The following is a 13,964-nucleotide window of genomic DNA, read 5'->3' as shown; positions in this document are numbered from 1 at the left end:
AATCAATTTTTTTAGCCTCTATGTAAGCAGTGCCTACCCTCTTATTTTCAAGGAGTAAATCATGATTTCAGAAGAAGATTTCGATTTCACAGAACAGCAACTAGAAAAAGCCGAACTAGAAATTCGTGACAAATGGGGAGCCGATATTGAAGGTAAAATTGACCGCTTTTTAGAGTATCAAATTATGAATGAAGTTGACGATGTGAATTCAACAACACGTCAACGGGTGATGATTTATTACAAACCGACCAAGTGCTTTGAGCAGTACCATGAGGAGTTTGAGCAATTGGAGGAAATTTACCAAAAACGCAATGAAGAATTTGAAGTTGATGCCTTCGACGAGTTTGAAAGCTTAGTAAATCAAGATATTGAATCACTCATAGAAGATTTAAAACAAGAGCAAGCTTTGGTGGAACACCTGACATTAGGTGAAGCTGTCGTTGCTAACTTAACTCCTGCCCAAATTCAAAAATTCTCACAGCAAAGCAATATAGTCCGCTTGGAAGCTGATAAACCCTTGAGATTAGAACTAGACCAAAGTTCTGTAACTGTGGGTTTAGTCAATGCTAGAACTCAAGGAATAGTTGGTACTGGTAGAGGAGTGATTATCGCTGTTCTTGATGGCGAAGTTGATATTAACCATCCTGACTTAAAAGGTCGTGTTGTCCATAAGCGAAATTACACCAATGAACCTTGGGGGAACCCCCACCCTCATGGAACTCACGTAGCAGGTATTATTGCTGGGAATGGATCGCAGTACAAAGGTATGGCACCAGAGGCAATTATTTGGAGCTATAAATTATTACCTTCTGAGGCAAATAATTCGGGGGAAGGATTTAAAGGAGCAGATGCCATTGAAGATGTGATTAAAGACATGAAGGAAGGTGTAAAAGTAGCTAACTGTAGTTGGGGAGTTCCGACAGAGCTAGACGGTACTAATGTTTGGGCAAAAACTGCGGAACGAGCCGCAAAATTAGGCTTAGTCTTGGTTAAGAGTGCAGGTAATAATGGTTCTGAACCGGGAACTCTTACCTCTCCCGCAGATGCTTTTGGTGATGTGATTGTTGTTGGAGCATCTAGCCACGACGGAACCCAAGTGATGCCTTTTAGCAGTCGTGGCCCAACTGCCGATAACCGACCCAAGCCGGATATTTTAGCCCCTGGCGAAGACATTGTATCTACCGTACCTGGTGGTCGCTATAAAAAGATGAGCGGTACCAGTATGGCATCACCTCATATTGCTGGTATAAGCGCCCTGTTATTAGAGCGTAATCCAAAACTGGAACCTTGGCAGATTAAGAAAATTCTCATGGAATCTGCAAAACCACTGGACTCAACAACTGACCCCAACGCCCAGGGCAAAGGTTTAGTAGATGTTGTCAAGGCTTTGCAGATGGCAACGCAACCTGTATCAGAAGAGAAACAGATTACCTACACCTCGGTAGTTAAACAAAGGAAGTTACTAGAACAACTAAACATTTCCGTGAAAAATACTAGCAAGGAAGTTATGCAGGGGTAAAAGCTAGCTTGGTATCACCTACTAGTGACATTAAAGTCACGGCTGCCGAACAAGACTATGGGAATGTGCGGACTGGGGCAGATGTTATCCGCAACTTTGAGATTGAAGTCTCTCCCAATGGCAAACCGAGTCAATACAATCTCTCTTTGAAGCTGAACTATACTACGCCTAGTGGTCAGAAAAAGACAGATTCGTATCAAATTATCCATCAAGTCCCAAGTCTGGCTAAATAGAGATTGCTTCAGCAGACTGAAAATAAGTAAGAAGATTGCAAAAAGATGAAAGTTAACTTCCGCACCATTGCACGGGGCGCTAATAGCGGATACCCAACAGCCAGCCAATTGGTAATTGATAATTCTGAAGAATGGGCTGATGTTTGGCAGCAACACACCTCTGATTTTATACCACCTCCACCTGTTCCCAACGTGGATTTTACAGATAACCAGGTAGTCGCCGTCTTTATGGGGGAGAAACGCACTGGCGGTTATTCGGTGGAAATTCTGACTGTCGAGACCAAAAACTCTGAGCAAAAAGACCTGGCATCGTTGGTAATTACAGTTGCCTATCGCCAGCCTAAGCCTGGAGAGATTGTTCAAGAGGTGATTACGCACCCATACCAGATAATTACAATTCCCCAACGTGCTGTGAACAAGGTTCTCTTTAAAAAGGCTTAAGTAAATACCACGCTTGTTAGCGTCAAAATTTTGGCAGATTTCGCAGACTTTGCTGACATACAAACTCAATTTTTTCAGGAGGAAATTATGACTAGACAGATAGTCGAAAATTTGGAATTGTTCTCAGAAGCTCAACTAGAAGCTCTGGAATTCCTACCAGAGGAATTAGAAAATATTGAATCTGAGCTATATCCTAATTTGGAAAGTATATCTTTGGAGGAAGTAGCCAAAGACCTCGAAGCTTATTTCGAGGGGGGCGTTGAACAGGCAGGATTGGAAGCGCGTGGTCGCAGTCGTGGTGGTCGTGGTGGCGCTCCTAGTGGTGGTTTTCGCGATCGTTTTCGTCGTGGTGGTCGTGGTGGCGCTCCTGGTAGTGGTATTCGCGATCGTTTTCGTCGCGGCGCTCGTATTGGTGGTGGCACTGGTAGTGATGGCACTCGTGCTTTACCGAATGGCAGTCGCAGACCTACTACCGCAGAAAAAGATCAAATCAGAACTATCAGAGCCAATATTACAGGAGGCACCCTAGGTGGTGGTGTGTATAGTAATGAAGGAGGTCATGGGAGTACTCGATTACCTCGCGCTTCAACGGGGAGCACTATCGAGAGTACCGACTTGGTCAAGATAATCATGGTGGGGCTGGCGCGCACCGTGCCGTTATATTGATTGGTTCAGACGGAAGATCCGTCGCAGCTGTGTATTACACCAGCGATCATTACCAATCCTTTTTTAAATTGTCATAATTTATACCCTTGCTAAAATTTGATTTTAAGTGCGATCGCTCTTTTTGTAGGGACTTTGTTAAAAGGGATGCGATCACTCCAGGGTGCGATTGTCTATTCTCAAGGATGCGATCGCTCATGGATGAAGTATAAGGTTCAAACAAACTGAACCTGATGTTCAACAAAACTCAATTTCTCAAAATTTAGGAGAACTGTTATGACTACTACAAAGATTCAACAATTTCAAGGAACCTCAAAAGAAGGGGATTTTCAATCTGCCCTTTTGTCAGCTACTAATAGCGCGTTAGAGTTTTTCAGCAAAGGCGTATCAGACCAACGCATTGCCTGGAAACTCGTTGAAACATCAGGTCGCACAGGTGGATTGTTAGGAGAGAGAGCGATTACCGTAACGATAGAAGCCCAACCACATTAGTGCGATCGCTCTTTTGATGAAGGTTAATCAGGGCGCGATGTATGTTCTCAAGAGTACGTGCCATTATTTGCTGGTTCAACCTGACATAAAAGCGATCGTTCATATTCGATGCCTTCAAAAGTTTCGATTTGCTTTGCCAAATTACCTCAATTATCAAGCACTAAATTTGAGATTTACCTGTGTTGTGAATTATTACAGCAGTGAGTAATTGTTTCGGCAGTTGCTCACTGCTGCTTTTTACCACTTTTTTCACATTCATATATTTCTCCTAACTGAATCAACTACAGCTTGTATATATAGAGACAAATAAATTGTCACTATCTAAAAATAATTAATCATCGCTTCTATGAGTCTCGAAAGATAGTTAATTATTAATCCAATCAAGAAAGAATAGTATTGATATTAACAAAGAGCTTCATGGTTAGCAAACAAGCTCAATGTTGCATTTTCATCCAGATGGAAATGTAATTGGACAAAACATTTTTTAGGAGTTCTCAGTCGAGTCAGGTGGAGATGAGATTTGTATATCTCTTATGAGGTATATATTCCCTACCCTTATACATTTCGTCAAAACAAGAACTTCTATAAGCAAACTCTTTAGAAACAAACAAAAGGAACAATATGCTTTTATTTTTTTACAATGGCACTAGATGAGACCTCAGAACTCAATAGAGGTAGATTATTTCTAGTAGATGAAACAAAAGGAATTGTTGGCAGATGGGTTGCGACAAGTAGCATTGCGGATAAACAAGGGGTAAAAGATTGGAATGTTCGTGGTGGTGTAATACCTCCTACTTATGAATTAAGCCCATCATTACCTTTTTACTCCGTTACAGTTAATCCTGTAGACCTCAGAAAAGTCAAAGGAGTAGAAGGTAATGGTTACCCTATTACACCATTTGAAGTCACAACCATTGGTGGAGGAACCCGTTCTGACCTGCTAATTCATAAAGATGCAAATGTGCCAGGAAGTATGGGCTGCATTGTGTTACCTGAATCAGAATTCACAGATTTTGAGGAAGTTTTTCAAAAAACATTGTCAAGGGCAAAATACGGTCAAACTTCTCGTTGGGTATACTTATTAGGAGAAAATAAATATGAACCTCCAAGATATTATAAAGCTTGATAAATCTCTTGAGTTTGACTATTTGCGTCAAGACCAAGAGTTAGCAAAGCAAGTTCAAATCCGCCTGCTTGAAGTTAAGGAAGTTCCTAATCTCTCGGTTCAAATTTCCGCAAAACTACCTCAATGCGGAATTGAGTTAATCAAAAAAATTTGAAGGCTGCTATCTTAATGCATATCCTGACCCTGACACAAAACGCGAACCGATCACAATTGGGTGGGGTCAACCAAGAAACGCGATGGCAGCCCGTGGTATCTTGGGGAGAGTATTTCTCAAGAAGAAGCTTTGGAGCTTTTGATTTATCAGTTGGAAAATAATTACTTACCTGATTTAGAAAAAATACCTTGTTGGCATCAACTAAATACTAACCAACAAGGAGCTTTACTTAGCTTTAGCTACAACTTGGGAAGTAAATTCTTTGGTGCCCCTGGCTTTAATTCCATTACCAGAGTTTTAGAAAGTCGCAATTGGTCTGAAATCAAAGAGACTTTCATCAAATACCGTAACCCTGGAACGAATGTTGAGGAAGGACTTTTGGCACGAAGGCAGGCTGAGGCTGAACTATTTTTAACACCTGTAGCGTAACTGGTATTCTAGCTAGAATTCTTCTATTATTCTATTCTAAATTGAATAATAGACATAACAGGGGTGTAGAAGCCATGCAACCTCTGTTTAGCTTACATTATATTGTATCGCTACTCGCAAGCGAAGTTGTCTCAATTACCAAACACGCTTATATGTAGATAACCCAAGTTCACAACTTGGGTTATCTTTTTTAATATGTCGCGTTCGACGTTTTGGAGAGCGTTTCGCTTACTCCAAGAAGAAGGAGAAATAAATTATCACACCTGAAATTGAAGAATTCAGAAGTCAGAATTCAGGAGTCAGAATACAATCAGTGGTGGGTCTGAATCCCCCACTGATTGAAGACCACAAAATTTTCAATTTTGTGGGGGTCTTAAACCCGTTTATTCATCCGCCAGTCGCACAGAATTCAATTCTGAATTCTGGCTCCTGACTCCTGAATTCTGTTTGATAATTAATTATCGGTTCTATAATTACCTAAAAATAGTTAATTATCAATCCACTTTTTTAAAGAATATATTGAGATTAAGAAGAGCGAGGGAGTTAGCAAACAAGCTAAACCTTTTAGCCACAAGGAAACGACGCTTAATCGGTCAATTCCAATGTGAATAAGTCAGAATTAAGCTCTTTGCTTAACTGCAACCAAACCTGATGAGAACTGGGCTACATCATCAGATACTTTGTCCACAGTAGACCCATCAAAAAAGGAGATTAATCATGGGTGACTTTTCTAAAACCTGTTCAAACATCCGGCTTGAGGGCACAGTATTAAGGGCAGATTGTAGAAGAATAGATAGTTCTCAAGCCGCAGCCGCAATCGACTTAAATAGTTGTGTCAATGCTTAATTCCTAAGATTTTGTCTTGGCTGTTTACTTTAAAATAGCCCTTTTCTCTTTGAATTAAAGCTTTAATTCAATTTGGAGTTTAAAAATAAGCGAACTCACAGTATTAACTGAAGGAAATTAAAATGTTAAATCTATTTGGTACATTTGAATCTGGTTTTAAATTATCTGAAAAAGCACTTGATTATTTAATGGAATGGAATAAGGAAGCTGAAATTGCTTCAAGTATTTCTAAAACAACACAACAAGTTATTGAAATATTGGTCAATGTACCTGGTATGACTATGGCTCATAGTAGAGATTTTCAAAGAGCAGTACCCTTGTTCACATTGAAAGATAAAACATTAGTTAAAATTTACATAAATCCGGCACAAGTAAAACACATATTTTTAGCAGATTCCAACAACAAAATGATATTTGGCGGTTATGTAGGTTGGATGCATAACAGAAATTTAAATGAAGCTATCGATAATATAAAGAAAGTATATAGTTAACTGGAACATTCACGACTTCAGTACCGAACCTGGTAAATTTCAACCTCAACGATACGATGTAAATTGTTAAATCAAATCATCAAGCTGCCTGGTCAAAGCACTTGCAAATCAACACGGTTATCGTCATATATAATCACAGTCCTGGGGTCGGAATGGCGGCTTAACTTTTGAGTAGCCCGAATATTACCATTATTTTGGTTCAGCGCTTCAGTAATAGCGCTATGCCTTACCCGGTGGGGACTCATCTGCTTTTCAATTCCTGCCAACTTACAATATTTGATAACAATTAAACGTATCGCTTCCCCAGTTAACCGATTCCCAAACCTTACTGGATCAAGGGAAATAAAAATGGGTTCGTTGGGCTTATCAGCAGCATTAGATGCTTGCAACCAATCAGAAATTGCAGCAGCCGTTTTTTGAGAAATTGTCACCGGCTCCCGTTCCCCATTGCGTCCCTTACCACTAACCTCGATTTGACATCTAGCATATTTAAAATGCTTCACATCCAAACTGGGGAATCTCCCCGCGCCGCAGAGCATTACTCCAAAGCAGCCGCATGATGGAATAATCGCGCTTCCCCGCTAAAGTCGAAGTATCAATCGCCTCAAATAGCTTAATCACCTCTGGAACTTCTATCCCCTTAGTATCCCGATAGGGTCTAACTTTCTCATTTTTAATCACTTCCAGGTCGTAATTGCAGATATCAAAAATCTGCCCCATCTCCACCAAAGACTTAATCGCGCTGATTCTGCGGTTAATTGTCGCTGGCGCTAAACCTTGCTCGAAAAGATGCTTGCGGTAGGCAACCACCACCGATATTGCCTGGGTTTTTGATAGCCCTAAAAATTCGTAGGCCAGGTCGGATGTTAATTCGCGACCGGGGGCGATGAGACTGAAGAAATTTCGCAAGTCATGGGAATAAGCCCTGCGGGTGTGTTCCGACCGTTTTTGCGTCAGTAAAACTTCGAGAATTTGTTTACTATCGCTCTGTGTAATTCCACTTAAAGAGGTGATAGAGCGGAGGGTGATGATACCAGACATAGACAAAAACCGTTGATTTATAAGGGTTGTGCGCGTTAAGTGCTTGTTAAAACGTACATTCTCACAACCACTTTACATTACGATTAACTTTATTTTCCCCGATTCTTTGGCTTTTTTCATGGTCTAAGCGCAAGGATACTTCTGGTATTGGCTGGGAATTTAATCAGAAAACGGGATTGTATCATCCAATTACTTGAACCCGACAGCGATGATTATTTTAATAAACGCAGCTGAGGCGGAAATCCCGGTTCACTCTTTGATAGCTTTACCGTTAAAATAATAGATATTGGTTTATAGGTAAAAGCATGACAGAAACCAAGTCTACCCGTGTTGTCCGTAGGGGGAGAATATTTCCCGAAATCCAATGGAATGAGTCACAAAAAGCACGACGTGAAGCCGAACGCGAGGCTTTTTACCAACGTTGTAAACCTATTTTTGAGCGAGTAAAATCAGAATTAATTGAAACTCACTACAACTGGTTTGTTGCAGTTGAACCGGATAGTGGAGAATATTTTGTTGATAAAGATTTAGAAGTAGTTTCATTACAATGTCGCGAACAGCATCCAGGCAAAATACACTATACTTTTCGGATTAATGAGTCTGGGGCTTGCGGCACGATATGACGATTTCCGGTTTTTTTGGTGATGAGGAAGCACTACTTTTTGAAATTAATTTAATAACATCAGATGGATTAGAATTACCTGTTGAGGCGATGTTTGATACAGGTTTTTCGTATTGGTTAGCGATTAATGACCAAGATATAGATGCACTTGGTTGGGAGCGTTTACGAGAGCAAACAATGCGAACTGCACGGGGAGATGTAAAATTTGACATCTATGTTGGTCAAGTACTATTTGATGGTCAAGAGTTTGACATCCCTGTACATGTTGGCAAAGATTTAACAGAAGTTTTACTCGGTCGTCAATGGTTAACAAATCGTCGGTTAGTCGTTGATATACAGTCGGGTGAATTGACGTTGGGATAACTACGACCGATAAAAAGAGAGAAAAATCCCTCAAAATTTTTTAAAATTTATCAATTGTTTATTTGTTGGCAGATTTGTTATTAGTGTCTGGTAGACACACAACGGACACGTCACAGACATCTGGTGTCTTTACGTGTCCGCTCTAATGTCTGAACGTGTCCATACTGTATAAGGCTTTTAGCGTTTGGTGTCTGTAGTGTCTGGTGTCCGATGTCCGCAAAAAAGGGGGGGGGGTTTTGGGGAGCAGACACCAGCCATAGAAAGCGGCTAAATTTGATTGAGCTTGATAACACCGTCGCCTATCCAGTCAGCCTTTCCTGCCCCCACAATTTCGTACATCCAACCCTTAATTTGCTCAACAGTGAATCTCTCCGAGTTGACTTTAAAATTGCCCTTGAACTCCCTAACATCGGCTGTCATTCTCTCGGTTCTGGTGAGATATTCATACAACTTTTTGCGCCATTGGTGATAGTTGATTAGGCGCGGATTGGGTATCACTTGCCTTGTCACCAAGATTAATTTCTAGTTCATAAATCCGCTCTAAAGTGGCTTGATCTATGGGGGGAATTAGGTGAGAATCTGCTGCTGATAGAGTGTCACTAAAATCAGATATTTTGGCTGTCATAGTCGGCAGTTCAACTAATATCCATTCGTTGGAACTATCGAGTTTTACCTTGGCAAGACCCGTAGATTTTGGTTGCAGTGTAATTGGATCTACCTGTGCCAAACATTCAACTTGCAGCATTTTAGAAACCAGATTATGTAAGCCTTTAATCCCAAATAAACAAGTCTGGGTATTGTTGTGAGCTACCACAGTTAAAGGCATCTCTTGTTTACGGCTTTTAGTTAATGCCAGCTTCCCGAATTTTGATAGTAATTCCTCATCTTTAATAAAGTCGCCATAGGTGGTGGCTTCTTCACAAATTAGGGCGGTTGCTTTGCCCTCGCTCCAAAGTTTCTGCCGCCATTGCGACTCACTTAAAGATGAATTATTAAAGGTTTTTAACCGTTGTTCTAATTCCTCAACGTATTCGCGGATCTGTTGCTCAATATCCGACCAAGAATGGTAACTTTCAACCCCTCGCCATTCTGCACGGTTACTGTCAGGGTCAAGGACAACAACGCGGTAGCCTGCTTGTTTTTTCTGTTTGGCGACATAACGAGCAAGCCAAGATTTACCACCGCCCTGGTTGCCCCAAATCAGGGCAGTTTGTTTGATGAGGTTTTGCACCCATGCGGTGTTATTGTCGGGTGGGATTACTGGTTGCTGCATTTGCTCCTCCACAGTTCCTGGTGTGCCGTGTGGTAGCTGTGGGGCTGGCTGCTGTTGAGGCTCAAACTTTTCAAAGCTTTGCCCAGAGTCGAGCAGGTGTCCAAATTCGTAATAATCATCCGCCGACATCGCCATGAGTAAAGCTGTCTGCTGCTGTGGGGTGATACTAGCTATAAACTGTTGTCTAGCCTCAGCGATTTTAATCCCACGCAAGTATTTCAACAGTTCGTTACCAGACAGGTCTAGCAGTTGCTCACCTAGTCTTACGCTGTAAGAAGCTTTTACGCCCTCAAATTGTTTAGTAGCTCGGTAGTGGGGTCTAATGTCGCTGAGATAGTCTTTGGCTTTGCTTGTCAAAAACAAACCAATTCCCCCCAACACCATCGCTCCTAGCCCAAAGTGAATCTTAAACGGATTATCAGCACTTAGTTCTCGGAATACATATAAGCTTTCATGCTGGAGAAATGCCCACTCGTTATAGTTGGGGTTGCTGGTGCGGTACTGATTAGCCTTCAAGTAGGGTTCGGGAATTTGCGATCTCTGTTCATAACGGCAATACTTATTACCCAAAAGTAAACGCTCTGTATCTCCCTCTGCCTCTAGTGGAGCATCATGTATCCTGGCTGATTTTGGGTAAAAACATATTTCTTTCTTGGCTATCCCGTCGCCTAAATGACCTACTACAACACAAATCACCGCCCCTAGTACCGATGCCATCATCAGGAGATTTAGACGCAGTGGCAGACTATAACAACGCTGGTTAAGTTCTGATGGTTTTACGTCTTTCATTTCTTACGCCAGTAGAAACATAGGACAACAGAAACAACGGCGGCTAACCCAAGAAATAACCCGTAATTAGTTTCTTTGGGCTTCTCGATGCCCAAGGATGCTTTTACCTGCTCAGTCACGGTAGAAAAACTGTTACGGGCTATTTTGTCCATGTCTTGGGCATCACCTGTCAACTTCCATGAACTAGCGGCTAGCGTTGCAGAGCGAATTACACCAATGCCAAATTTTTGGCGGTCGCTCATTTGGGGAATGATGCTGTTGTGAAATCTTAAGTAGCAGAGGGTAGCCGCCAAGGATGCCCCAACGGGTAAGCCAGCAATGACTATTGGGAATAGTCCAACACTGCCAGCAAGGTAGAGATATTGGGTTGATGTGATTTGCAATCCTGCCAGGAATGCACCTTGAGCAATGCCTTGAATTATGGTGATACTGCTGTCAGTTTCAGATATCGCCTGCTGTAAGAGTTCCGAGTCATACTGTTCACCGTCTACAGACTGTACGCCAAGGTCTACAATCTCTGCATCAAAGTAAATTGGTGTTTGTTTTTGATTGTTGGTCAACATAGGAACACCTTTGGGAAGAAAGTTAGCCCAGGTTTAGCTCCTGGGCTTTTATTTAGATTTAGTCGAGTAAGCGTCTAAAGAAACCTTTGGCACGATTAACAGCGTTAGAACCGTGTCTGTGAATGTCTTTTAAGGTTTCTTTAGCTCGGTCTGCGGGTGAAAGTCCTTGTTGCTTGTCCTTGACCTGCTGCCAAAGTTGAGTTTGTGCCTTGGTAGCGTCAATCTCAATGGTTCTGAGCGTTGCACGGTGCGATTCACCCAATAAGTTAAGTGTCCTAGAGTGCCGAAACTGTTCTTGGGCTAGTTGGTTATCAGATGCAATCACTTTTTGCTGTAGGCCCATAGCCTAAACGGGTATCACTGACCCTAACAGCTTTGACCAACCCTCAGCCATTTTGTTGATGCTCGTACCTGCGGCGGTGAGAAACTGGGTTTCTTCTGCCATGACGGTTTCAGTTGCCTGTAAACCAAGTGATAGGTTGCCGAATACTGCCTTAGCATTTTGGGCGCGTTGGGTTTGCTTGATTCTAAAATCTGCCACAGTTGCAGCTGCTGTCTGATTGCCGTCTAGGGCTTGGAATACGGTTTCTTGGCTAATGCCCCGAAAGGGAATGCAAAGCGGCATAGGTGATGGGTGCATCCAGTTTGAGTTTTACTGTCCGGTTCATCACTCCCACGCTCCTAGTTCTTCCAATCTTGTAAAGATGTTGTTTGCTTTGTCTCTAGTTGCGTGATCCGTAATGTCATTTAGTGCTGTTGAATCGCCTTCTGCAAGTCGAAAAATCGTTTCGTCTGGTAATTCAGAGCCAAAATTCCCTAAAAACTGACCATGAGTTAAAGGGTTTGGTGTTTCATCAATTGTTTCAAACTGGTCATAGATTCCAGATTGCAAGTATGGCAGTGTTTCTTGGATTATCTGCTGCTGCTCTGGTGTTCTACCTAAATTGGGTAGGAATGGATCATCATTAGCAACTATCTCTGCTGCTGATTGCGCCAATTCTCTTGGGCATCCATTGTTAGTTAGGGCGTTTAATGCGGCGAAAAATAGATTGGAGTTATTCATCTTGATAAAATCTCTGTGTGTTGTTCTTTTGCAACCAGAGGGCGATCGCCAGCTTGCCGGCGAATACGATCGCCTCTCCCCATTACTGAAAAGCCTTCCTTTGATACATCCACAGCAGTGGCTGTTACTTCCCACCCCAGCGCGTTGAAAAATTGGGTAACATCGCCTATCGTGACATCTGCATCAATTTGCAGTGCTAAAAATTGGGGATGCTGCCTGATTTGGGTGAGTAATTGTTGGGCTTGTGCAACTAATTCTGGCAGTGCTTGATTCTGCATAATTCACCTCATCAAAATATTGATAACTGCAATGATTCTTGACTTAGTACGGAACTATTTATTTTTGCCCCCTCAACTTCATAACAGCGAGTAGTTAAAGCTTTGTGATTCAGCTTAAAATCCGCTTTCTTTCGTTGTCCTGCTAGTGGGCGGAAGATGTATTGTGGTGCTTGGATTGTGCCTGTGCTATAGCGGTATTGGTACAGTGTTCGGTCGATTTGGTAAACCTTCGACTGGGTAAGTAAAGTTGAGTCATACACTCTATTTAGGTTCTTCATGAAGCGACTCCCTTAAACTGACTAACCATAGAAGCTATTCCTGCTTTATTCGGGTGAGTTGCTGTTGTTGTAGATGCCTGACTTTGATTTTTGGAAAATGTTTGTAAATTGACCCCACCCTGAAAAATGAGCTTTTCTACTGCTGCTGATAGTGCTTGTGTTGGCGCATCAGCAGGGATATTGAACATCTGGCACAGTTCCTCAACTGCTAAGTAAGAAATGGTTATACGCCGAGATTCGTATGACGTTTTATCAGCCACTTGTTTATACTCCTGTCGAGATTTCTGTTAATAACTTCAGTCCAAACGCATTGATGAATTGGGGTTTGGTAAGACCACAAAGCCTAAGTCAGCGAGATTTTGATCCACCACTGGCAGTGAAACACCACCACCCCAAGCAACAAGATATTTAGCACGGTCTAAGTAATTGCTAGAAGTGACGAAATTAGCGAATTTTTCAATTCTTGTAGACCACCATTCATCAAGACATTGGCTGTATTCAGCTTCAAAATTCTTGCCTGTAAGGTGATTACCTCCATAAGTTAAAGTTCCTTCTAAAATCCCTCGGTTCACTAAAGAAGATGAGTGTTTGACATCTTTGGACAGCAGACTTACTTTGTCATTCCGCTTGTCTAATGCTTCTGCAATCATTGAGTGCAACTCACCACATCCACCTTCAATCAGGTGACGGTCTATGACTGCACCATTGCCGTTAAATACGGTAATTAGCCAAGTGGATGAACCAATATCAAGCCCGATGGCAATTTCCGACTCTTCTAGGGCTAGAGTTGGTTCACCAAATAAGCAATGAGCGATACTTCCAAATCCTTCTGGTATTTACCTGTGACTGCGATTTCTACTGTTTTGGTGACAATCTCAATGATTTACGGGGGGAAGCTTGTGTTGGAAGGCGTGAACACCTTGAACTCTGCGTTTAATCTCCTCTCTCCCCAGCTTCTGGGTTGTGGTTGCTCAAACTAATTTCTAGTTTCATCTCGGAAGGAATATTGAGAACTGCTAAGTCTGCAAGGATGCTTTCTAATGCCAGTTCTGCTTTTTTTGGCTTTATCTTCGTGTAGCAGGGTGTGAACAGCTTGGGGGAGCGCTGCACTTCCCCAAAAGAATTGAATGTCTTTTAAGTCAAGGCGTGAACCTTCGAGATAACGCACCCAGCACCCATCTTTAGATATGGTTTCGTGAAGGTGGATGTTGTGGTTGCGAACTACTGAGTATGCGGCTGGCATCATGATAGAAAAATCACCATAAATTGCCTTCCCATACCCAGCACCGGGGTCTTTACC

The 13,964-nt window shown here is 42.0% G+C and carries 25 protein-coding genes; 12 read left to right on the top strand and 13 right to left on the bottom strand.

Annotated elements, in window-relative coordinates:
- Positions 1-61 precede the first annotated feature (61 nt).
- The 10 genes from HG267_RS39270 to HG267_RS39230 all read left to right on the top strand — a co-directional run bounded on the left by HG267_RS39270 (position 62) and on the right by HG267_RS39230 (position 6,394).
- Positions 62-1,519, top strand: a complete 1,458-nt coding sequence (locus HG267_RS39270; protein ID WP_263420146.1) for a S8 family peptidase — start codon at positions 62-64, stop codon at positions 1,517-1,519.
- An 8-nt stretch (positions 1,520-1,527) separates the two neighbouring features.
- Positions 1,528-1,752, top strand: coding sequence for a hypothetical protein (locus tag HG267_RS39265; protein ID WP_263420145.1), 225 nt, complete (start codon positions 1,528-1,530; stop codon positions 1,750-1,752).
- A 45-nt stretch (positions 1,753-1,797) separates the two neighbouring features.
- Positions 1,798-2,193, top strand: coding sequence for a protease complex subunit PrcB family protein (locus HG267_RS39260; protein WP_045875024.1), 396 nt, complete (start codon positions 1,798-1,800; stop codon positions 2,191-2,193).
- A gap of 572 nt (positions 2,194-2,765) precedes the next feature.
- Entirely contained in the window at positions 2,766-2,936 is a 171-nt protein-coding gene (locus HG267_RS42075; protein ID WP_411863282.1) for a ribonuclease domain-containing protein, read from the top strand.
- A 196-nt stretch (positions 2,937-3,132) separates the two neighbouring features.
- On the top strand, positions 3,133-3,348 hold the full coding sequence (locus tag HG267_RS39250) for a hypothetical protein (protein ID WP_045875022.1): 216 nt from the start codon (positions 3,133-3,135) through the stop codon (positions 3,346-3,348).
- A gap of 640 nt (positions 3,349-3,988) precedes the next feature.
- Positions 3,989-4,474, top strand: a complete 486-nt coding sequence (locus HG267_RS39245; RefSeq protein ID WP_263420143.1) for a hypothetical protein — start codon at positions 3,989-3,991, stop codon at positions 4,472-4,474.
- A complete protein-coding gene (locus HG267_RS41830; RefSeq protein WP_317891637.1) occupies positions 4,446-4,628 on the top strand; it encodes a hypothetical protein in 183 nt (60 codons plus the stop codon). The genes HG267_RS39245 and HG267_RS41830 overlap by 29 nt, the downstream gene beginning before the upstream one ends.
- Positions 4,629-4,688: 60 nt before the next feature.
- On the top strand, positions 4,689-5,057 hold the full coding sequence (locus HG267_RS41825; protein ID WP_317891636.1) for a lysozyme: 369 nt from the start codon (positions 4,689-4,691) through the stop codon (positions 5,055-5,057).
- Positions 5,058-5,774: 717 nt separating this feature from the next.
- Complete coding sequence (locus HG267_RS39235) at positions 5,775-5,903, top strand: CVNH domain-containing protein (protein ID WP_081584192.1); 129 nt, start codon at positions 5,775-5,777, stop codon at positions 5,901-5,903.
- Positions 5,904-6,025: 122 nt separating this feature from the next.
- Positions 6,026-6,394: a hypothetical protein gene (locus HG267_RS39230; RefSeq protein ID WP_045875019.1), complete on the top strand. Its 369-nt coding sequence runs from the start codon at positions 6,026-6,028 to the stop codon at positions 6,392-6,394.
- A 92-nt stretch (positions 6,395-6,486) separates the two neighbouring features.
- Here the strand turns inward: HG267_RS39230 and HG267_RS39225 are convergent, their stop codons facing one another.
- A complete protein-coding gene (locus HG267_RS39225; RefSeq protein ID WP_263420142.1) occupies positions 6,487-6,897 on the bottom strand; it encodes a tyrosine-type recombinase/integrase in 411 nt (136 codons plus the stop codon).
- On the bottom strand, positions 6,884-7,435 hold the full coding sequence (locus HG267_RS39220) for a tyrosine-type recombinase/integrase (RefSeq protein ID WP_263420141.1): 552 nt from the start codon (positions 7,433-7,435) through the stop codon (positions 6,884-6,886). Before HG267_RS39220 ends, HG267_RS39225 begins: the two co-directional genes overlap by 14 nt.
- Before the next feature lie 305 nt (positions 7,436-7,740).
- Here HG267_RS39220 and HG267_RS39215 point away from each other — a divergent pair, with 305 nt between their 5' ends.
- Positions 7,741-8,058, top strand: coding sequence for a hypothetical protein (locus tag HG267_RS39215; RefSeq protein WP_045875017.1), 318 nt, complete (start codon positions 7,741-7,743; stop codon positions 8,056-8,058).
- Positions 8,055-8,420 (top strand): retroviral-like aspartic protease family protein, encoded by a 366-nt coding sequence (locus HG267_RS39210; protein ID WP_045875016.1) that lies wholly within the window; start codon positions 8,055-8,057, stop codon positions 8,418-8,420. The genes HG267_RS39215 and HG267_RS39210 overlap by 4 nt, the downstream gene beginning before the upstream one ends.
- Before the next feature lie 267 nt (positions 8,421-8,687).
- On the opposite strand, the gene HG267_RS39205 is transcribed toward HG267_RS39210, so the two are convergent.
- From HG267_RS39205 to HG267_RS39155, 11 genes are all read right to left on the bottom strand, one after another.
- On the bottom strand, positions 8,688-8,840 hold the full coding sequence (locus tag HG267_RS39205; RefSeq protein ID WP_263420140.1) for a hypothetical protein: 153 nt from the start codon (positions 8,838-8,840) through the stop codon (positions 8,688-8,690).
- A 22-nt stretch (positions 8,841-8,862) separates the two neighbouring features.
- Positions 8,863-10,482 (bottom strand): hypothetical protein, encoded by a 1,620-nt coding sequence (locus HG267_RS39200; RefSeq protein WP_263420139.1) that lies wholly within the window; start codon positions 10,480-10,482, stop codon positions 8,863-8,865.
- Entirely contained in the window at positions 10,479-11,045 is a 567-nt protein-coding gene (locus HG267_RS39195) for a hypothetical protein (protein ID WP_045875015.1), read from the bottom strand. Before HG267_RS39195 ends, HG267_RS39200 begins: the two co-directional genes overlap by 4 nt.
- Positions 11,046-11,103: 58 nt before the next feature.
- Positions 11,104-11,388: a hypothetical protein gene (locus tag HG267_RS39190; protein WP_263420138.1), complete on the bottom strand. Its 285-nt coding sequence runs from the start codon at positions 11,386-11,388 to the stop codon at positions 11,104-11,106.
- A gap of 3 nt (positions 11,389-11,391) precedes the next feature.
- Positions 11,392-11,670, bottom strand: a complete 279-nt coding sequence (locus HG267_RS39185; RefSeq protein WP_263420137.1) for a hypothetical protein — start codon at positions 11,668-11,670, stop codon at positions 11,392-11,394.
- 42 nt (positions 11,671-11,712) lie between these two features.
- Positions 11,713-12,108: a hypothetical protein gene (locus HG267_RS39180; RefSeq protein WP_045875013.1), complete on the bottom strand. Its 396-nt coding sequence runs from the start codon at positions 12,106-12,108 to the stop codon at positions 11,713-11,715.
- Entirely contained in the window at positions 12,105-12,386 is a 282-nt protein-coding gene (locus tag HG267_RS39175; RefSeq protein ID WP_263420136.1) for a hypothetical protein, read from the bottom strand. Before HG267_RS39175 ends, HG267_RS39180 begins: the two co-directional genes overlap by 4 nt.
- Before the next feature lie 11 nt (positions 12,387-12,397).
- A complete protein-coding gene (locus HG267_RS39170) occupies positions 12,398-12,664 on the bottom strand; it encodes a hypothetical protein (RefSeq protein WP_045875011.1) in 267 nt (88 codons plus the stop codon).
- The gene (locus HG267_RS39165; RefSeq protein ID WP_235623158.1) at positions 12,661-12,924 is read right to left on the bottom strand and encodes a hypothetical protein; all 264 of its coding nucleotides are present in this window, start codon (positions 12,922-12,924) and stop codon (positions 12,661-12,663) included. The genes HG267_RS39170 and HG267_RS39165 overlap by 4 nt, the downstream gene beginning before the upstream one ends.
- 36 nt (positions 12,925-12,960) lie before the next feature.
- On the bottom strand, positions 12,961-13,314 hold the full coding sequence (locus HG267_RS39160; RefSeq protein ID WP_263420135.1) for a hypothetical protein: 354 nt from the start codon (positions 13,312-13,314) through the stop codon (positions 12,961-12,963).
- A 326-nt stretch (positions 13,315-13,640) separates the two neighbouring features.
- On the bottom strand, positions 13,641-13,910 hold the full coding sequence (locus HG267_RS39155; RefSeq protein ID WP_263420134.1) for a hypothetical protein: 270 nt from the start codon (positions 13,908-13,910) through the stop codon (positions 13,641-13,643).
- Positions 13,911-13,964 lie beyond the last annotated feature (54 nt).

It is taken from the genome of Tolypothrix sp. PCC 7601 (genome assembly GCF_025677855.1).
Lineage (GTDB): Bacteria > Cyanobacteriota > Cyanobacteriia > Cyanobacteriales > Nostocaceae > Aulosira > Aulosira diplosiphon.
This window is presented reverse-complemented; position numbering and strand designations above follow the sequence as displayed.